This is a genomic window from Micromonospora taraxaci (assembly GCF_007830095.1).
Lineage (GTDB): Bacteria > Actinomycetota > Actinomycetes > Mycobacteriales > Micromonosporaceae > Micromonospora > Micromonospora taraxaci.
Genome location: NZ_VIWZ01000001.1, coordinates 1,643,676 through 1,662,426, shown reverse-complemented (window position 1 = coordinate 1,662,426; position 18,751 = coordinate 1,643,676). Strand labels below are relative to the sequence as shown.

Here is an 18,751-nt window from a genome sequence, read left to right as displayed (position 1 = left end):
AACCGTCGTGATGGTGTCGGACCGATCAGGGAGGTAGTCATGCAGCGGATGAACGCGGCCGAGGTCGCGCCACAGGGATACCAGGCCGTCCTGGGGCTGGAGAAGTACGTCCGGGCGAACGTCGACCACACCGTGCTGGAGCTGGTCAAGCTGCGGGCGTCGATGATCAACGGGTGTGCGTTCTGCGTCGACATGCACAGCCGGGACGCGCTCGCCGCCGGCGAGTCGAGCCGACGGCTCTTCGCGGTGGCCGCCTGGCGGGAGGCGCCGTTCTTCGACGAGCGGGAGCGGGCCGCGTTGGCGCTCACCGACGCGGTCACCAAGCTCGGTGAGCACGGCGTGCCGGACGACGTGTGGGACACCGCCGCGAAGGTCTGGTCGGAGAAGGAACTTGCCGACCTGATCCTGGCCATTGCCACAATCAACGTGTGGAACCGAATCGCCGTGACGACGCGCTCGGAGCCTCCGGCACAGGTGTGACGACCGAAGCGGGGCAGGCGGCCGGTGCGCTCCAGGCGCACCGGCCGATGCTGCTCGGGCTCGCGTACCGCCTCCTCGGCAGCCGTCACGACGCCGAGGACGTGCTCCAGGAGGCGTACCTGCGCTGGTTGGGCGTGGACCGCTCGACGGTGGCCGAGCCACGCCGATACCTGTCCCGGGTCGTCACCCGGCTGGCCCTGGACCGACTGCGGGCGCGGCAGGCGAGCCGCGAGACGTACGTCGGGCCGTGGCTGCCCGAGCCGGTGCCGACCGAACCCTCGCCGTTCGGGCCGCTGGACCGCGCCGAGCTGCGCGACTCGCTCTCCACCGCGCTGCTGCACGTCCTGGAACGGCTCACCCCGCCGGAGCGTGCCGTGTACGTCCTGCACACCGCCTTCGACCTGCCGTATGCGGAGATCGCGGAGATCCTGGACCGAACCCCGGAGGACTGCCGGCAGCTGCACCACCGGGCGGTTTCCCGGGTACGCCAGGAGCAGCGTCGGTTCACCGCCAGCCGCTCCGAACGGGAGCGCCTGCTGGACGCGTTCCTCGCCGCCGCCCGCGACGGTGACCTGGCGACGTTGACCAGCCTGGTCGCCGCGGACGCCACCGCGTGGAACGACGGCGGTGGCCGGGCACGGGCCGCCCGCAACCCGGTCAACGGGGCGGACCGGGTCGCCCGCTTCTTCGCCGGGATCTACGGCCCCGCCCGGGAATGGTCGTTCCAGCGGCTGGAGCTGAACGGCGAACCCGCCGCCCTGCTCACCCGCGCCGACGGCAGCCGTTACGCGCTGACCGTCGCCGCGGCCGACGGCCGGATCACCGGTATCTACGTGATGGGCAACCCGGCGAAGCTGCCGCCGACCGGCTGAACCCCGCCGCCGTCAGCCCGCGTTGACAGCCCGGGTCAGCCCAGCTCGGGGAACCAGAGCGCGATCTCACGCTTGGCGCTGTCCGTCGAGTCGGAGGCGTGCACGAGGTTCTCCCGGTTGGACAGGGACAGGTCACCCCGGATGGTGCCGGCGGCGGCCTTCCGGCCGTCGGTCGCACCGACCAGCCCGCGAACCACGTCGATGACCTGGTCGCCGGAGAGCACCAGGGCGACCAGCGGGCCGCCGGTCATGAAGTCCTTCAACGGCGGGTAGAACGCCTTGTCGACGTGCTCGGCGTAGTGCTCGTCGGCGAGCGCCGCGTCCATCGTCCGGTGCGCCATCGCGTCGATCCGCAGCCCCTTGCGCTCGAAGCGGGAGAGGACCTCGCCGACCAGGCCGCGGCGTACCGCGTCGGGCTTGATCAGAACGAGGCTGCGCTCATCCGGGCTGTTGCTGGACACGCTGGGTTCCTCCTGTACGCGTTGAACGCTCGAGATCGGTACGGTCAGCCTAGCGACCCGGCCCCGGCGCCGGCGCGGCGGCCGGTCTTTCCCCCGGTGGCCGATCCGGCCTAGCCTGGCCCTGACCCCCGGGAGGTCCACTGTGGCGAATGGCGGGAACCGGCCCATCGCGCCGGTACGCAAACTGATCGGCACGGTGCTGGGCACCGTGGCCACCTTCGTCGTCCTCTTCGGGCTGGGCATGACCAGCTGGGCCATCGTGGCTCTCGGGGTCGCCCTGCTGGTGCTGGCCATCGCCCTGGCGACCGTACGCGGCGGCGGGCGCACCTGGGTGGTCGGCGTCGGGCACGTGCACAGCGCCTCCGAACCGCCAACCCAGTACGCGTTCGGCCGCTGTGAACTCCAACTGGTCATCGACGCGCCCGGCCTGCCACCGCGATCCAAGAAGATCATCGAGCCTCGGGTGCCGGTCTCCAAGTGGCCGTCGCTGGGCCAGACCCTGCCGATCCGGGTCGCGTTGGACGACCAGCGGCACGTCAAGGTCCTCTGGGACGAGGTGCCGACCCACGCCGAGACCGCCGCCGCCGTCGCCGACCTCCCGCCGGAGTTCGCCGACATCGACGCGGTGGACGAGGTGTTGATCCAGCAGGATGCCCCGCCGTGGGCCGACCGCGCTCCGGACGACGACTTCCGGGACGACTTCCGCGACCCGCACGGCGACCCTTTCCGAGACCCGCACGGCGATCCGGTACGCACCGATCCCCTGCGCACCGATCCCCTGCGCTCCGATCCCCTGCGCACCGATCCCCTGCGCTCCGATCCCCTGCGGGACGACCCGGGTGTCGCGTCCGAGGAGCGCGAGCCGGTGGTGGTGCACCAGACCCCGGGCGGCCCGGTGTTGGAGGGCGTCCTCGTCGAACCCCAGGCCAGCGGTCTACCCCGGAGGGCCACCCCGGCGCCACGCACCGCCCCCGAGGAGCGCTTCGACAAGCCCGACGCCGACCGTTACGACCCCCCGCGGGACGACCTGTCGACCGCAGATCCCGTGGACCCGCCGCCCGCGCAGCGGTCCGGAACGGGCGCGACCGACCCGCTGGATCCACTCGATCTACCGCTGGACGACCCGTCCCCGGGCCGGGCGGGCCGCGAAACCGTGAGCGACGAGGACCTGGATCGGGCGATCTTCGGGTTCGACACGGCGTCGGCCACGGATCCGACCGCGCCGATCAGCGGGGTCGGGCTCACCCTGCTGGTGACCGACCTGTCCCGGTCGCTCGGCTTCTACCGCGACGTGCTCGGCTTCAGTGAGGTCGACCAGGGCGCCCACAACGCCGTACTCGCCTCCGGCACGACCCGGCTCGTCCTCCGCGAGGTGACCGGGGCGGCGCCGATCAGCCGCCGCCTGGTGCACGTCAACCTTGAGGTGAACGACATCGAAGCGGCGTACGAGCGACTCCGTGAATCGGGCGTCCGCTTCACCTACGCGCCCCGGGTGGTCAACCGGGGCACCAAACTGGAGGTGTGGGCGGCGGCGTTCCGTGACCCCGACGGCCACGGCATCGCCCTCACCCAGTGGCGCGAACGCGCCGACGCCTGCCCCTGCCGACCTCACCTCGGCTGACGCGGCCGCGTCAGCCGAGGATGACCCGACGAACGTGCAGCGCGTACGCCCAGACCAGGGCGAAGATGATGCCCAGCCCGAACAGCGACCAGTGCAGCAGACCTCCCAGGATCAGCAGACCCTGGAGCACGGTGCCGGCGTTCCAGGCCCACGGTCGCCGCATCATGCCGGCGAGCACGACGGCGGCCACCGCCAGTGCCACCACCACACCGATCGCGGCGCCGCTCAGGTCACCGCCGACCACTCGTACCGGCTGGATCGCCAGCAACAGCACCAGCGCCTCCAGGGCGAGGGTCCCCGCGCCCAGACCGCGTACCGCCGCCTCCGGGTTGCGCAACCCGGAGCGGCGCGGCTGCCCCGCGACGGGCTCCTCCACCGGCTGGTCAGCCGGCGCGCCTGCCCCGGCCTGCCCGGTCGGGTCGTCGGTGGCGTGCGGGTCCCGCTCCGGACCGCTCATCGCTTCAGCAGCCGGCGGGCGTCCGCGACCGTGACCACCGACCCGGTGACGAGGACCCCGACCCCGCTGAGTTCACCAGGGACGTCCTCCTCGGCCAGCGCCACCGCGAGCTCGATCGCGTCCGGTATCTCCTCGGCCGACTCCACCCGCTCCTCGCCGAACACCTCGGCCGCCAGCGCGGCGAGTTCCGCCACCGGCATCGCCCGTGGCGAGCTGTTGCGGGTGACCACCACCAGGTCGGCCACCGGCTCCAGCAGCTCGAGCAGGGCCTCCGCGTCCTTGTCGGCGAGGACGCCGACCACCGCCACCAGCTTGCTGAACGCGAACTCCTCCTGCAGGGCGTTGACGGTCGCGGCCATGCCGTGCGGGTTGTGCGCGCCGTCCAGCAGGACGGTCGGGGCGCTACGAACCCGCTCCAGCCGCCCCGGGGAGCTGGCCGAGGCGAAGCCCTCCCGGACCGCCTCGATGTCGAGCTGCCGGCGAGCCCCGGCACCCAGGAACGCCTCCACCGCCGCGAGCGCCACCGCTGCGTTCTGCGCCTGGTGGGCGCCGTGCAGCGGAATGAACACGTCGTCGTACACACCGCCGAGGCCCTGGATGCTGAGCACCTGGCCGCCGACCGCGACCGCCCGACGCATTACGCCGAACTCGCCGCCCTCCCGAGCGATGGTGGCCCCGACCTCGGCGCAGCGATCCAGAAGTGGCCGCGCCGCCTCCTCCTCCTGGGCGGCCGCGATCACGGTGGCGCCCGGGTGGATGATGCCGGCCTTGGCCAACGCGATGTCCTGGAGTGTGTCGCCGAGCCACTCGGTGTGGTCCAGCCCGATCGGGGTGATCACGCAGACGCCGGCCTGGATCACGTTGGTGGCGTCCTCGGCGCCGCCGAGCCCCACCTCGACCACGGCGATGTCGACAGGCGCGTCGGCGAAGGTGGCGAACGCCAGCGCGGTGGTCATGTCGAAGTACGTCAGCGGCTCGTCCGACCGCGCGTCGACCAACTCGGCCAGCGGCTTGATCTCCCGGTAGATCGACGCGAATCGTTCCTCGCTGACCGGCTCCCCGTCCAGGCTGATCCGCTCCCGCACGGTCTCCAGGTGCGGGCTGGTGTAGCGGCCGGTGTGCAGCCCGAACGCCCGCAGCAGCGAGTCGATCATCCGCGCGGTGGAGGTCTTGCCGTTGGTGCCGGTCAGGTGGATCGCCGGGTACGCCCGCTGTGGGCTGCCGAGCAGGTCCAGCAGCGACTCGATCCGGTCCAGCTCGAAGACCATGCGGGTGAAACCACGGGCGTTCAGCTCCGCCTCGACGGCGGCGAAATCGGTACGGTCGGTCACGAGGACAGTGTCTCCAGAGCAGCGTCGATCCGGACCAGGTCGGCCTCGGCGGTGGCGAGCCGGTCGCGGATCTTCGCGACCACCGGCTCGGGGGCCTTGCCGATGAAGGCAGGGTTGTCGAGCTTCGCGCGGGCCTGCGCGACCTCCTTCTCGGCAGCCGCACGGTCCTTCGTGAGCCGGGCCCGCTCGGCGGCCAGGTCGATCGACCCCCGGGTGTCCAACGCGACACCGACCGCGCCGGGCATGGCCAGGGTGGCGCTGGCCTGGAAGTCGTCCCCGGCCGGGTCCAACCGGACCAGTGAACGGATCAGGGGCTCGTGGGCGGCGATGCCCGCTCCGGTCAACCCGTCGAGGCGGGCAGCTACCCGCTGCGTCGGGCGCAGCCCCTGGTCCGAGCGGAACCGACGGATCTCGGTGACCACCCGCTGCACGCTCGCCAGCTCGGCCTCCGCGGCGTCGTCGACCAGCGCGCGGTCGGCCACCGGCCAGGCGGCGGTCTGCACCGTCTCGCCGCCCGTCAACGCGAGCCACAGCTCCTCGGTGACGAACGGGATGATCGGGTGCAGCAGCCGCAGCAGCTGGTCGAGCACGTGCCCGAGCACACGACGGCTGACCTCCGCCCGCTCACCGCCCTCGGCGAGCACCGGCTTGCTCAGCTCCACGTACCAGTCGCAGACGTCGTCCCAGGCGAAGTGGTAGAGCAGGTCGCACACCTTGGCGAACTCGTACGCCTCGAACTGCTCGTCGACCTCGGCGGTGACGTGCGACAGCCGGGACAGGATCCACCGGTCGACGGTGGAGAGCTGCTCGACGGGCGGCAGGTCCCCCGTGGTGTGCGCGCCGTTCATCAGCGCGAACCGGGTGGCGTTCCAGAGCTTGTTGCAGAAGTTGCGCGAGCCCTGGCACCACTCCTCACTGACCGGGACGTCCTGACCGGGGTTGCCGCCCCGAGCGAGGGTGAATCGGGTGGCGTCGGCGCCGTACCTGTCGATCCAGTCCAGCGGGTCAACCACGTTGCCGAACGACTTCGACATCTTCTTGCCGTACTGGTCGCGCACCATGCCGTGCAACGCGACCACGTCGAACGGCGGTCGGCCGTCCATCGCGTACAGGCCGAACATCATCATCCGGGCGACCCAGAAGAACAGGATGTCGTACCCGGTGACCAGCACGCTGGTCGGGTAGAACTTCGCCAGTTCCGGGGTCTGCTCGGGCCAGCCGAGGGTGGAGAACGGCCACAGGCCGCTGGAGAACCAGGTGTCCAGGACGTCCTCGTCCTGGTGCCATCCGTCGCCGGTCGGCGGCTCCTCGTCGGGGCCGACGCAGATGACCTCGCCGGCCGGGCCGTACCAGACCGGGATGCGGTGCCCCCACCACAGCTGACGGGAGATGCACCAGTCGTGCATGTTGTCGACCCAGGCGAAGTAGCGCTTCGCCAACTCGGCCGGCTCGATGCGGACCCGACCGTCGCGCACCGCGTCACCGGCCGCCTGGGCCAGCGGCGTGGTGTTGACGAACCACTGCAACGACAGCCGGGGCTCGACAGTCGTCTTGCAGCGGGAACAGTGCCCGACCGCGTGCACGTACGGACGCTTCTCGGCGACGATCAGGCCCTGCTCGCGCAACGCCGCGACGATCGCGGGCCGCGCCTCGAACCGGTCCAGCCCTTCGAACGGGCCGGGAACGGTGATCACACCGCGCTCGTCCATCACTGTCAGCGCGGGCAGGTCGTGGCGCTGGCCGATCTCGAAGTCGTTCGGGTCGTGCGCGGGCGTCACCTTGACCATGCCGGTGCCGAAGGACGGGTCGACGTGCGCGTCGGCGACGATCGGGATCCGGCGGCCGGTGAGGGGCACCTCGACCTCGGTGCCGATCAGGTGCTGGTAGCGCTCGTCGTCCGGGTGCACCGCCACCGCGGTGTCACCCAGCATCGTCTCGGCCCGGGTGGTGGCCACCACGACCTCGTCGCTGTACCTGATCGAGATCAACTCACCGTCGTCGTCGGTGTGCTCGACCTCGATGTCGGAGAGCGCGGTGAGGCAGCGCGGGCACCAGTTGATGATCCGGTTGGCCCGGTAGATCAGGCCGTCGTCGTACAGCTTCTTAAAGATCGTCTGGACGGCCCGGGACAGGCCCTCGTCCATGGTGAAGCGCTCGCGGTCCCAGTCGACGGAGTCGCCGAGGCGACGCATCTGACCCAGGATGGCGCCGCCGGACTCGGCCTTCCACTGCCAGACCCGCTCGACGAACTTCTCCCGACCCAGGTCGTGTCGGGACAACCCCTGAGCGGCGAGCTGCCGCTCAACGACGTTCTGGGTGGCGATGCCGGCGTGGTCCATGCCCGGCAGCCACAGCGCCTCGAAGCCCTGCATGCGCTTCCGTCGCACCAGGGCGTCCTGCACCGTGTGGTCCAGGGCGTGGCCCATGTGCAGCGAGCCCGTGACGTTCGGCGGCGGGATGACGATGGTGAAGGGGGGCTTCTCGCTGTCCGCGGACGCCCGGAAGTGCCCGGCGGCTACCCACTGCTCGTACCGTCGCTGCTCTACCTCGCCCGGCTGGTACTGGCCGGCAAGGGTCGGGGCGTCGGGGCGGTGGGCATCCAGTCTCTCGGTCACCTGACAAGTCTACGGAGGGCTTCTCCGGACCTGACGTGCGCCACCTCTCGTTCGCGTACGGTGTCGGCTATGTCCGACGCACATCTCACCGACCGTTCGCTCGACGGCAGTCACGAGCCGGTCGAGCTGAGCGAGGAGCCGATCCAGCTCAGCACCCGGGACTCCGGGGGCGACCCCGACGAGCGGTCCGGCGGCTGGTCCCGACGCCGCAAGATCGGTTGGGCGATCGCGTTGGTGGTCGGCCTCGCGGGCGCCGGTGTGCTGGGCGTCGGCGGATGGCGGGTGGCGCAGCAGAAGGACACCCAACTGACTTCACCCGATCGGGTGGCGGGTCTGACCCGCGACGACAGCGAGCGGGCGAAGAGCACCGCCGACTACCTGCGCAGTGGCCTGGCCGCGAACATCGAGCTGGACCGCAGTTTCGGCACTGTCTACCGCGACCCGGCCGACGACAAGCGCTCGGTGCTCATCTTCGGGGGCACCACACTGCTGTGGCAGCCGGAACGGGACCTGGACAGCCTCTTCCGCCTCATGTCGGACGAGACCGGCTCGGTGAACGACCTGCGCGAGTCACCCGCCGGCGATCTGGGTGGCGTGATGAAGTGCGGCAGCACCAGTGGCGAGGGTGGCGACTTCGCGGTGTGCGGTTGGGCGGACCACGGCAGCGTCGTGATGGCCATGTTCCCGGGTCGGTCGGTCACCGACGCCGGCGGCCTGATGCGCAACCTCCGTAGCGAGATGCAGACCCGGGGCTGATCCGAGCCCAGTGCCCGTCAGTGTCACCGCCCTGGCCCGGGGCGCTTCCTGGCACCCTGCGGTGGCATTGGCACCGTACGCGCCTCCTGCACACGGATTTCGGCCCGGAACCGGTGCGCGGCGGGATGCCACATCTCCTCGAACGGACCCATGACCTCACCACCGATGCCACGACGACGTACCCGCGCTCCCAGCCACGTGAGGATCCCCAGGATCGCCGCCACGCAGGCTGCGACCACCAGGGGGATCAGGACGTCATCCACGCGTCCAGCCTAGAGGCGCCGCGCCGCGCACGCGTTGATCGACTCCGTTTCGCCGATGTGGCGGTATGGAGGGGATCAACCCGTGACACGGGAACGCAGAAAGGGCCACCCCCATCGGGGGTGGCCCTTTCTGAAAGATTGTCCGGCGGCGTCCTACTCTCCCACACCCTCACGAGTGCAGTACCATCGGCGCTGGAGGGCTTAGCTTCCGGGTTCGGAATGTAACCGGGCGTTTCCCCTCCGCCATGACCGCCGTAACTCTATGAACATATCAAACAACCCCGGGCAAAAGTTCACGGGTGTTCGCTTGTTCAGAGTTGCACAGTGGACGCGTAGCAGCTTAGTAGTCAAGTCCTCGGCCTATTAGTACCGGTCAACTGAACCCGTTACCGGGCTTACATTTCCGGCCTATCAACCCAGTCGTCTAGCTGGGGGCCTTACCCCACAAAGTGGGTGGGATACCTCATCTTGAAGCAGGCTTCCCGCTTAGATGCTTTCAGCGGTTATCCCTTCCGAACGTAGCTAACCAGCCGTGCCCTTGGCAGGACAACTGGCACACCAGAGGTTCGTCCGTCCCGGTCCTCTCGTACTAGGGACAGCCCTTCTCAAGTATCCTACGCGCACGGCGGATAGGGACCGAACTGTCTCACGACGTTCTAAACCCAGCTCGCGTACCGCTTTAATGGGCGAACAGCCCAACCCTTGGGACCTGCTACAGCCCCAGGATGCGACGAGCCGACATCGAGGTGCCAAACCATCCCGTCGATATGGACTCTTGGGGAAGATCAGCCTGTTATCCCCGGGGTACCTTTTATCCGTTGAGCGACACCGCTTCCACTCGCAAGTGCCGGATCACTAGTCCCGACTTTCGTCCCTGCTCGACCTGTCAGTCTCACAGTCAAGCTCCCTTGTGTACTTGCACTCAACACCTGATTGCCAACCAGGCTGAGGGAACCTTTGGGCGCCTCCGTTACCTTTTAGGAGGCAACCGCCCCAGTTAAACTACCCACCAGACACTGTCCCTGAACCGGATAACGGTCCGAAGTTAGATACCCAAATCAACCAGAGTGGTATTTCAAGATTGCCTCCACCCATACTGGCGTATGGACTTCACCGGCTCCCACCTATCCTACACAAGCTAATTCGAGTACCAATGTCAAGCTATAGTAAAGGTCCCGGGGTCTTTCCGTCCTGCCGCGCGTAACGAGCATCTTTACTCGTACTGCAATTTCGCCGGGCCTGTGGTTGAGACAGTGGGGAAGTCGTTACGCCATTCGTGCAGGTCGGAACTTACCCGACAAGGAATTTCGCTACCTTAGGATGGTTATAGTTACCACCGCCGTTTACTGGCGCTTAAGTTCTCCGCTTCGCCCCGAAGAGCTAACAGGTCCCCTTAACGTTCCAGCACCGGGCAGGCGTCAGTCCATATACATCGAATTACTTCTTCGCATGGACCTGTGTTTTTAGTAAACAGTCGCTTCCCCCTGCTCTCTGCGGCCATACAACGCTCCACCCGCGCGGGGCTTCACGTCTCCGGCCCCCCTTCTCCCTAAGTTACGGGGGCAATTTGCCGAGTTCCTTAACCACAGTTCGCCCGATCGCCTCGGTATTCTCTACCTGACCACCTGTGTCGGTTTGGGGTACGGGCCGCTAAGAACTCGCTAGAGGCTTTTCTCGGCAGCATAGGATCACTGACTTCACCTGAATCGGCTCGGCATCACGTCTCAGCCTTCATGTGGTGCGGATTTGCCTACACCACGGCCTACACGCTTACCCCGGCACAACCACCGGCCGGGCTCAGCTACCTTCCTGCGTCACCCCATCGCTTGACTACTACCCGTCAGGTTCCCACGCTCCCCAACATCAACCCGAAGGTCTCCGTCAGTTTGGGTGGTTAGCACAACGAGGTTCATCAGGGACGCTCTTTCGCGGGTACGGGAATATCAACCCGTTGTCCATCGACTACGCCTCTCGGCCTCGCCTTAGGTCCCGACTCACCCAGGGCGGATTAGCCTGGCCCTGGAACCCTTGGTCATCCGGCGGAAGGGTTTCTCACCCTTCTTTCGCTACTCATGCCTGCATTCTCACTCGTGCCGCGTCCACAACTGGGTCACCCCGCTGCTTCACTCGCGGCACGACGCTCCCCTACCCATCCACACACCTGCACAAGGAATCACGTCCAAGCGAGGATAAAATGTGAATGCCACAGCTTCGGCGGTGTGCTTGAGCCCCGCTACATTGTCGGCGCGGAACCACTTGACCAGTGAGCTATTACGCACTCTTTAAAGGGTGGCTGCTTCTAAGCCAACCTCCTGGTTGTCTATGCGACCCCACATCCTTTTCCACTTAGCACACGCTTAGGGGCCTTAGCTGGTGATCTGGGCTGTTTCCCTCTCGACTACGAAGCTTATCCCCCGCAGTCTCACTGCCGCGCTCTCACTTACCGGCATTCGGAGTTTGGCTGATTTCGGTAAGCTTGTGGGCCCCCTAGACCATCCAGTGCTCTACCTCCGGCAAGAAACACGCGACGCTGCACCTAAATGCATTTCGGGGAGAACCAGCTATCACGGAGTTTGATTGGCCTTTCACCCCTAACCACAGGTCATCCCCCAATTTTTCAACATTGGTGGGTTCGGCCCTCCACGCGGTCTTACCCGCGCTTCAGCCTGCCCATGGCTAGATCACTCCGCTTCGGGTCTAGGACACGCGACTGAATCGCCCTATTCAGACTCGCTTTCGCTACGGCTCCCCCACACGGGTTAACCTCGCCACATGCCACTAACTCGCAGGCTCATTCTTCAAAAGGCACGCCGTCACCCCGCAAGGCTCCGACGGATTGTAGGCGAACGGTTTCAGGTACTATTTCACTCCCCTCCCGGGGTACTTTTCACCATTCCCTCACGGTACTTGTCCGCTATCGGTCACCAGGAAGTATTTAGGCTTACCAGGTGGTCCTGGCAGATTCACGGCAGATTTCAGGGGTCCGCCGCTACTCGGGAACACCCACAGAAGGTCAGCAACTTTCACCTACCGGACTTTCACCGTCTACGGTCAGCCATTCCAGACTGTTCGACTAGCCACTAACTTTGTAACTCCTCGAGCGCATGTCAGTACACTCAGCGGGGTCCCACAACCCCGACCACGCAACCCCTGACAGGTATCACACGCAGCCGGTTTAGCCTCGATCCGCTTTCGCTCGCCACTACTCACGGAATCACTAAATTGTTTTCTCTTCCTACGGGTACTGAGATGTTTCACTTCCCCGCGTTCCCTCCACACACCCTATGTGTTCAGGTGTGGGTGACACCACATGACTGGTGCCAGGTTTCCCCATTCGGACACCCTGGGATCACAGCTTGGTTGACAGCTCCCCCAGGCCTATCGCGGCCTCCCACGTCCTTCATCGGCTCCTGGTGCCAAGGCATTCACCGTTCGCCCTTGACAACTTGACCACAAAGATGCTCGCGTCCACTGTGCAATTCTCAACAAACGACCAACCCACAACCCGATCCGCCCCACACCAAACCCAGTCCTCAGACCAGCGGTATGTGAGGCCAGGCCATGCCTGGCAACCTCGCGAACCCACAGGCTCGCTACGGTTCCGAAAGAAACAACACGATGGTTGTTCTTTCAGGACCCAACAGGGTGCTCACATTCTCCCCCAGCCGCACCAGAAGCCACCGTTCCCACCACCCAGCGGTGGCTGTACTAGGCGCCGCCGGCCGTTGCCAGGGCAAAACTTGCCAGTGTCTCCGCCATTCGAGCACCCCACCACCACATTCGGGTGATGCGGGCTCCTTACCGACTTTCGTCGGAAGGTGCTCCTTAGAAAGGAGGTGATCCAGCCGCACCTTCCGGTACGGCTACCTTGTTACGACTTCGTCCCAATCGCCAGCCCCACCTTCGACGGCTCCCTCCACAAGGGTTGGGCCACCGGCTTCGGGTGTTGCCGACTTTCGTGACGTGACGGGCGGTGTGTACAAGGCCCGGGAACGTATTCACCGCAGCGTTGCTGATCTGCGATTACTAGCGACTCCGACTTCACGGGGTCGAGTTGCAGACCCCGATCCGAACTGAGACCGGCTTTTTGGGATTCGCTCCACCTCACGGTATCGCAGCCCATTGTACCGGCCATTGTAGCATGCGTGAAGCCCTGGACATAAGGGGCATGATGACTTGACGTCATCCCCACCTTCCTCCGAGTTGACCCCGGCAGTCTTCGATGAGTCCCCGCCATAACGCGCTGGCAACATCGAACGAGGGTTGCGCTCGTTGCGGGACTTAACCCAACATCTCACGACACGAGCTGACGACAGCCATGCACCACCTGTGACCGCCCCCGAAGGACCCCCCATCTCTGGAGGTTTTGCGGCCATGTCAAACCCAGGTAAGGTTCTTCGCGTTGCATCGAATTAATCCGCATGCTCCGCCGCTTGTGCGGGCCCCCGTCAATTCCTTTGAGTTTTAGCCTTGCGGCCGTACTCCCCAGGCGGGGCGCTTAATGCGTTAGCTGCGGCACAGGGAACCGGAGAGGCCCCCCACACCTAGCGCCCAACGTTTACAGCGTGGACTACCAGGGTATCTAATCCTGTTCGCTCCCCACGCTTTCGCTCCTCAGCGTCAGTATCGGCCCAGAGACCCGCCTTCGCCACCGGTGTTCCTCCTGATATCTGCGCATTTCACCGCTACACCAGGAATTCCAGTCTCCCCTACCGAACTCTAGCCTGCCCGTATCGACCGCAGGCTTGGGGTTGAGCCCCAAGTTTTCACGGTCGACGCGACAAGCCGCCTACGAGCTCTTTACGCCCAATAAATCCGGACAACGCTCGCACCCTACGTCTTACCGCGGCTGCTGGCACGTAGTTGGCCGGTGCTTCTTCTGCAGGTACCGTCACTCTCGCTTCGTCCCTGCTGAAAGAGGTTTACAACCCGAAGGCCGTCATCCCTCACGCGGCGTCGCTGCATCAGGCTTCCGCCCATTGTGCAATATTCCCCACTGCTGCCTCCCGTAGGAGTCTGGGCCGTGTCTCAGTCCCAGTGTGGCCGGTCGCCCTCTCAGGCCGGCTACCCGTCGTCGCCTTGGTAGGCCATCACCCCACCAACAAGCTGATAGGCCGCGAGCCCATCCCAAGCCGAAAAACTTTCCACCACCAGCCATGCGGCCAGCAGTAATATTCGGTATTAGCCCCCGTTTCCGAGGGTTATCCCAAAGCTTGGGGCAGGTTGCTCACGTGTTACTCACCCGTTCGCCGCTCGAGTACCCCGAAGGGCCTTTCCGCTCGACTTGCATGTGTTAAGCACGCCGCCAGCGTTCGTCCTGAGCCAGGATCAAACTCTCCAACAAAAAACTATGTTGAACAGCATCCTGACAACAAACAAATGTTGCCAAAGGAATCCCAACCAGCCAGCAAAAACTGACCAGTCCGGGGTATAAATCATAATTGGCACTGGCTTTACAAGCACCCTGTTGAGTTCTCAAAGAACAACCACACACCGACCAGAAGCCCCACCTCAGTGGAACCCCGTATCGGGGCAACCGCTCAAACTTACTTGGTCGAACTTTCATTGTCAACCTCATGTTCGAGGCGATCAATGTGGCTCGTCCGATTCCACGATGACGCACGCCGTACCCGGCGGTCGCTACTGTCGTGGGAAGCCGCAGACCGGCCGATCGCCGCTTCGCGGCTCTCCGCCCGGCTCCTGCCGGCTTCGAAACTCTACCCGGTCGGCTTCGCGTTCGCAACTCCGTATCCGGAGTGTTCCGCACCGCCCGATCCTCGGTCTCGCTCGGCGTTACCGCCACGAGCCCGGTGCCCGTTCTCAGCCGGTTTGTCCGGCCTCCCCCGTGCAGAGAGAAAGTTACGCGGACGGCCCGGAGAAGGCAAATCAGGGTTCATCACTGGTTTGGCCGAGCGGCTCGCGCGGCCTCCGACGCAGCTCAGGCGACAGTCCCTCGCCGAGCTGGGGGACGCGAGCTGTGCCGACGTGCCAGAGTGTCAGGCATGGATGAGTCCGGGCGCGGGGCGAGGGTGTTCGCCGAGGAGGCTCTGCTCGGCCTCCTCCTGCCGTTCTGGCAGGTGGTAATCGGCGCGGTCGTGCTCGTCGTCCTGGTGCTGTCGGTCGGACGGCTCGCTCGGCGGGGCAGGTCCCGGATGACCACGGCGCTGTTGGTCACCGCTGCGGCGATCGCCGGCTTCGCGGTGATCGGCGTCCTGCTGGAGGGCTGAGGCTCTACAGCCGACGGTTCGCCAGGCTGGGCAGCTCGGCCCGGATCGTGGCGAGGCGATCGAGGTCCAGGTCGACGACCGACACACCAGGGCCGTCCGGTAGCTGGGTGAGGACCGTCCCCCACGGGTCGACCACCATGCTGCGACCGAAGCAGGTACGGCCCGGCTCGTGGTCGCCGGTCTGGCCGGCCGCCGCCACGAAGCACTGGTTCTCGATCGCCCGGGCCCGCAGCAGGACCTCCCAGTGGTCCCGCCCGGTGTGCATCATGAATGCCGCCGGCACTACCAGCAGGTGTGCTCCCCCATCGGTGGCGAGCAGCCGGTACAGCTCCGGGAAGCGCAGGTCGTAGCAGATCGACAGACCGACGCGCAGACCCTCGACGTCCACCACCACCGGTTGGTCCCCGGGCGCGACGGTCGCGGACTCCAGATAGGAGACCCGACCGGGGATCTCGACGTCGTACAGATGGATCTTGCGGTAGCTCGCGGCCAGGCTGCCGGTGCGGTCGAAGACCAGCGACGTGTTCCAGGTGTGCTCCGGGTCCGGACCGGCCTCGTGGAACGAGCCGGCGACCAACCAGATCCCGAGCCGCCGGGCGATTCCGGCGAAGAAGCTGCCGACCTCTCCGTCCACCGGCTCCGGGTCGGGCAACCCGGCGGCCGGGCCGAGGTAGTCGACGTACTCAGGTAGGACGGCCAGGTCCGCGCCACCCGCCGCCGCACGTTCCAGCAGGACCTCCGCGGCGGCCAGGTTGGCCTTGTGGTCGTCCCGGGCGTTCAGCTGGCAGACGGCGACACGCATGAGCACAGGGTACGACCGGAGGAGCCGGCGTGGACAGCGTCAGAGGCTGGCCAACACCAGAGCCCCGGCGGCGAACCCGAGCCCGGCGACCTGGACCGGGCGCAGCCGCTCCCGGTCGACGGCCAACGCCAGCAGGACGGTGCTGGCCGGGTAGAGCGCGGCGATGGCCGCGATGATGCTCAGGTGGCCACGGGCAGCGGCGGCCAGGAAGAGCCCGTTGGCGGCACTGTCCAGCAGACCGGCGACCGCTGCCCAGCCCAGCACCCGTCGTTCCAGTCGCAGGCGCACGCCGGTGCCGGCGGCCAGCGCGAGGCCGACAGCGATCGAGCTGGCCCGTACCGCCGCCACCGGCCACATCCCGGCGCTCTCGTCGGCCTGGCCGAGGAGGGTGAAGAAGACACCGAAGAGCGCTCCGGCGGCGAGGGCGAGCCCGACGAGCCGTGCCGGGACACCCTTCCGTCCGCCACTCTCCCCCAGGCTGACCAGGGCGATCGCCAGCACCGCGAGACCCGCGCCGGTGAGCGCCAGTGCACCGGGGAAGGACGCGGTGAACAGGCCAGCGATGATCGGCACCACTGCGGCGGTGATGGCGGTGACCGGCGCCACGACGGCCATCATCCCGCCGGCGAGGGCCCGGTAGAGCAGCATGACCCCGCCGGCGCCAGCCACCCCGGCGAGCAGGCCCCAGGCGATGTCACCGACGGTCGGGGTGCCGGGCACCGCCAACACGAGTACGACCAGCAGTGGAACGCTCAGGAGTTGGGAGACGACGGTCACGGCGATCGGGTTGGCGCGACGGGACGCCTTGCCGCCGGAGAAGTCGGCGATGCCGAACGCGACGGCGGCCACCGTTGCCAGGACAATGGGGAGCATGCCACTGTCGTACCATAATAGTGACCGTGAAGGATAGTTTAATGACCGAGGCGGGAGCGGATCGGGTGGGTGCGGTGACCGCCGCGGTGGCCCGACAGGTACGCGACCTACGGGCCGCCCGAGGCTGGTCCTTCGAGGAGTTGGCCGGTCGGTCCGGGGTGAGCAAGGGGATGCTCGTGCAGATCGAGGGCGCGCGCACCAACCCGAGCGTCGGCACGCTGTGCCGGGTCGCGGACGCCTTCGGCGTCAACATCGCCCAACTCCTGGAGCCGGCCGAGGAACAGGCCGTGAAGATCACCTCAGCGGCTCAGGCGCCGGTGCTCTGGCAGGGTGAGCACGGCGGCACGGCCCGTCTGCTGAGCGGCCTTGGCGAGCCCGACCTCGTCGAACTGTGGGACTGGCAGCTCGTGCCGGGCGAGGATCACCGGTCCGCCGACCACCCGCGCGGCACGCGGGAGGTGCTGCACGTCCTCACCGGCTCTGTGGTCGTCCGCGTCGACGGGCAGGACCACGGGGTACGGGCCGGGGAGACCATCGAATTCCACGCCGACCGGGAACACGGCTATCGCAACGACACCACCGAACCGGCTCGGCTGATGATGGTGACCGTCACCCCGTCGGGCGAGTGGGACCGCCGAACGCGATCACGCCGGCCGCGTCAGGAGTGAGCGGCCGGCGTGGCGTGGGGAGGATCAGGCCGACTTCTCCTCGCGGTCCCGCCGGGCCCGACGCCCGGTGAACTCGCGCGGAACGATCGTCGGGTTGACGTTCTCCAGGACCACCTCGCGGGTGATCAGCACCCGGGCGGCGTCGGGGTTGCTCGGCACCTCGTACATCGCGGAGAGCAGGACTTCCTCGATGATGGCGCGCAGGCCACGGGCACCGGTGCCTCGCAGCATCGCCTGGTCGGCGATCGCCTCCAGCGCCGGCTCGTCGAACTCCAGCTCGACGCCGTCCAGCTCGAACAGGCGCTGGTACTGCCGGACGAGCGCGTTGCGCGGCTCGGTGAGGATGCGCACCAAAGCGCTGCGGTCCAGACTGCGCACGTTGGTGATCACCGGCAGCCGGCCCACGAACTCCGGGATGAGCCCGAACTTGAGCATGTCTTCCGGCATGACCTGGCTGAAGATGTCGTCGGTCGACCGCTCGGACACCGACCGCAGCCGGGCACCGAAGCCGGTGCCGCCCTGGCCGGTACGGGACTCGATGATCTGGTCGAGACCCGCGAACGCACCGCCGCAGATGAACAGCACGTTCGTGGTGTCGATCTGGATGAACTCCTGGTGGGGGTGCTTGCGACCGCCCTGCGGCGGCACGTTGGCCACCGTGCCTTCCAGCATCTTGAGCAGGGCCTGCTGCACGCCCTCGCCGGAGACGTCGCGCGTGATCGACGGGTTCTCCGACTTACGGGCGATCTTGTCGACCTCGTCGATGTAGATGATGCCGGTCTCGGCGCGCTTGATGTCGTAGTCCGCGGCCTGGATCAGCTTGAGGAGGATGTTCTCGACGTCCTCACCCACGTAGCCCGCCTCGGTCAGCGCCGTGGCGTCGGCGATGGCGAACGGGACGTTCAACATCCGGGCGAGGGTCTGCGCCAGGTGGGTCTTGCCGCACCCGGTCGGGCCGAGCAGCAGGATGTTGGACTTGGCCAGCTCGACGGCATCACTGCCGGAGCCGGGAGCATTCGCCGCCTCGGCCTGGATTCGCTTGTAGTGGTTGTAGACCGCGACGGCGAGGGCCTTCTTGGCCTGGTCCTGCCCCACGACGTAGTTGTCGAGGAACTGGCAGATCTCCATCGGCTTGGGAAGCTCTTCCCACTTCACCTCGCCGGACTCGGCCAGCTCCTCTTCGATGATCTCGTTGCAGAGATCGATGCACTCGTCGCAGATGTAGACCCCTGGGCCCGCGATGAGCTTCTTGACCTGCTTCTGCGACTTGCCGCAGAAGGAGCATTTCAGTAGGTCGCCGCCGTCACCGATCCGTGCCACCTACG

The 18,751-nt window shown here is 66.8% G+C and carries 14 protein-coding genes and 3 rRNA genes; 6 read left to right on the top strand and 11 right to left on the bottom strand.

What is annotated here, in order from left to right:
* Window positions 1-39 precede the first annotated feature (39 nt).
* Together FHU34_RS07910 and sigJ are read left to right on the top strand one after the other, a co-directional pair.
* Window positions 40-480: a carboxymuconolactone decarboxylase family protein gene (locus FHU34_RS07910; protein WP_145779368.1), complete on the top strand. Its 441-nt coding sequence runs from the start codon at window positions 40-42 to the stop codon at window positions 478-480.
* The gene (sigJ, locus tag FHU34_RS07905) at window positions 429-1,352 is read left to right on the top strand and encodes an RNA polymerase sigma factor SigJ (protein ID WP_244311580.1); all 924 of its coding nucleotides are present in this window, start codon (window positions 429-431) and stop codon (window positions 1,350-1,352) included. Before FHU34_RS07910 ends, sigJ begins: the two co-directional genes overlap by 52 nt.
* A gap of 35 nt (window positions 1,353-1,387) precedes the next feature.
* Here the strand turns inward: sigJ and ndk are convergent, their stop codons facing one another.
* On the bottom strand, window positions 1,388-1,813 hold the full coding sequence (ndk, locus tag FHU34_RS07900; protein ID WP_088949743.1) for a nucleoside-diphosphate kinase: 426 nt from the start codon (window positions 1,811-1,813) through the stop codon (window positions 1,388-1,390).
* A 142-nt stretch (window positions 1,814-1,955) separates the two neighbouring features.
* On the opposite strand from ndk, the gene FHU34_RS07895 reads away from it, so the two are divergent.
* Window positions 1,956-3,434 (top strand): VOC family protein, encoded by a 1,479-nt coding sequence (locus FHU34_RS07895; protein WP_145779367.1) that lies wholly within the window; start codon window positions 1,956-1,958, stop codon window positions 3,432-3,434.
* Between the two features lie 10 nt (window positions 3,435-3,444).
* Here FHU34_RS07895 and FHU34_RS07890 read toward each other — a convergent pair whose 3' ends face one another.
* From FHU34_RS07890 to FHU34_RS07880, 3 genes are read right to left on the bottom strand one after another with little or no spacing between them, the layout of a single operon-like run.
* The gene (locus FHU34_RS07890) at window positions 3,445-3,891 is read right to left on the bottom strand and encodes a DUF4233 domain-containing protein (RefSeq protein ID WP_145779366.1); all 447 of its coding nucleotides are present in this window, start codon (window positions 3,889-3,891) and stop codon (window positions 3,445-3,447) included.
* The gene (locus FHU34_RS07885) at window positions 3,888-5,222 is read right to left on the bottom strand and encodes a bifunctional folylpolyglutamate synthase/dihydrofolate synthase (protein WP_145779365.1); all 1,335 of its coding nucleotides are present in this window, start codon (window positions 5,220-5,222) and stop codon (window positions 3,888-3,890) included. Before FHU34_RS07885 ends, FHU34_RS07890 begins: the two co-directional genes overlap by 4 nt.
* Window positions 5,219-7,837: a valine--tRNA ligase gene (locus FHU34_RS07880; RefSeq protein WP_145779364.1), complete on the bottom strand. Its 2,619-nt coding sequence runs from the start codon at window positions 7,835-7,837 to the stop codon at window positions 5,219-5,221. The genes FHU34_RS07885 and FHU34_RS07880 overlap by 4 nt, the downstream gene beginning before the upstream one ends.
* 69 nt (window positions 7,838-7,906) lie before the next feature.
* On the opposite strand from FHU34_RS07880, the gene FHU34_RS07875 reads away from it, so the two are divergent.
* Complete coding sequence (locus tag FHU34_RS07875) at window positions 7,907-8,593, top strand: hypothetical protein (RefSeq protein WP_145779363.1); 687 nt, start codon at window positions 7,907-7,909, stop codon at window positions 8,591-8,593.
* 23 nt (window positions 8,594-8,616) lie between these two features.
* On the opposite strand, the gene FHU34_RS07870 is transcribed toward FHU34_RS07875, so the two are convergent.
* The 4 genes from FHU34_RS07870 to FHU34_RS07855 form a co-directional block, all read right to left on the bottom strand.
* Window positions 8,617-8,856 (bottom strand): hypothetical protein, encoded by a 240-nt coding sequence (locus FHU34_RS07870; RefSeq protein WP_145779362.1) that lies wholly within the window; start codon window positions 8,854-8,856, stop codon window positions 8,617-8,619.
* 140 nt (window positions 8,857-8,996) lie between these two features.
* Window positions 8,997-9,113, bottom strand: a 5S ribosomal RNA gene (gene rrf, locus FHU34_RS07865).
* An 86-nt stretch (window positions 9,114-9,199) separates the two neighbouring features.
* Window positions 9,200-12,308: ribosomal RNA gene (locus FHU34_RS07860) — 23S ribosomal RNA — on the bottom strand.
* A 377-nt stretch (window positions 12,309-12,685) separates the two neighbouring features.
* Window positions 12,686-14,200: ribosomal RNA gene (locus FHU34_RS07855) — 16S ribosomal RNA — on the bottom strand.
* Together the 16S, 23S and 5S rRNA genes form the textbook arrangement of a ribosomal RNA operon.
* Before the next feature lie 658 nt (window positions 14,201-14,858).
* Between FHU34_RS07855 and FHU34_RS07850 the strand changes: the two genes are divergently transcribed.
* Window positions 14,859-15,083 carry a hypothetical protein gene (locus FHU34_RS07850; RefSeq protein WP_145779361.1) on the top strand — a complete coding sequence of 75 codons (225 nt, stop codon included), beginning with the start codon at window positions 14,859-14,861 and terminating at the stop codon, window positions 15,081-15,083.
* Window positions 15,084-15,087: 4 nt separating this feature from the next.
* Here the strand turns inward: FHU34_RS07850 and FHU34_RS07845 are convergent, their stop codons facing one another.
* Both FHU34_RS07845 and FHU34_RS07840 read right to left on the bottom strand, forming a co-directional pair.
* Entirely contained in the window at window positions 15,088-15,885 is a 798-nt protein-coding gene (locus FHU34_RS07845; RefSeq protein ID WP_145779360.1) for a carbon-nitrogen hydrolase family protein, read from the bottom strand.
* A gap of 39 nt (window positions 15,886-15,924) precedes the next feature.
* Window positions 15,925-16,758, bottom strand: coding sequence for a DMT family transporter (locus tag FHU34_RS07840; RefSeq protein ID WP_145779359.1), 834 nt, complete (start codon window positions 16,756-16,758; stop codon window positions 15,925-15,927).
* 41 nt (window positions 16,759-16,799) lie between these two features.
* Here FHU34_RS07840 and FHU34_RS07835 point away from each other — a divergent pair, with 41 nt between their 5' ends.
* Complete coding sequence (locus FHU34_RS07835; protein WP_145779358.1) at window positions 16,800-17,426, top strand: helix-turn-helix domain-containing protein; 627 nt, start codon at window positions 16,800-16,802, stop codon at window positions 17,424-17,426.
* A gap of 24 nt (window positions 17,427-17,450) precedes the next feature.
* On the opposite strand, the gene clpX is transcribed toward FHU34_RS07835, so the two are convergent.
* On the bottom strand, window positions 17,451-18,746 hold the full coding sequence (clpX, locus tag FHU34_RS07830) for an ATP-dependent Clp protease ATP-binding subunit ClpX (RefSeq protein WP_145779357.1): 1,296 nt from the start codon (window positions 18,744-18,746) through the stop codon (window positions 17,451-17,453).
* Window positions 18,747-18,751: the final 5 nt, after the last annotated feature.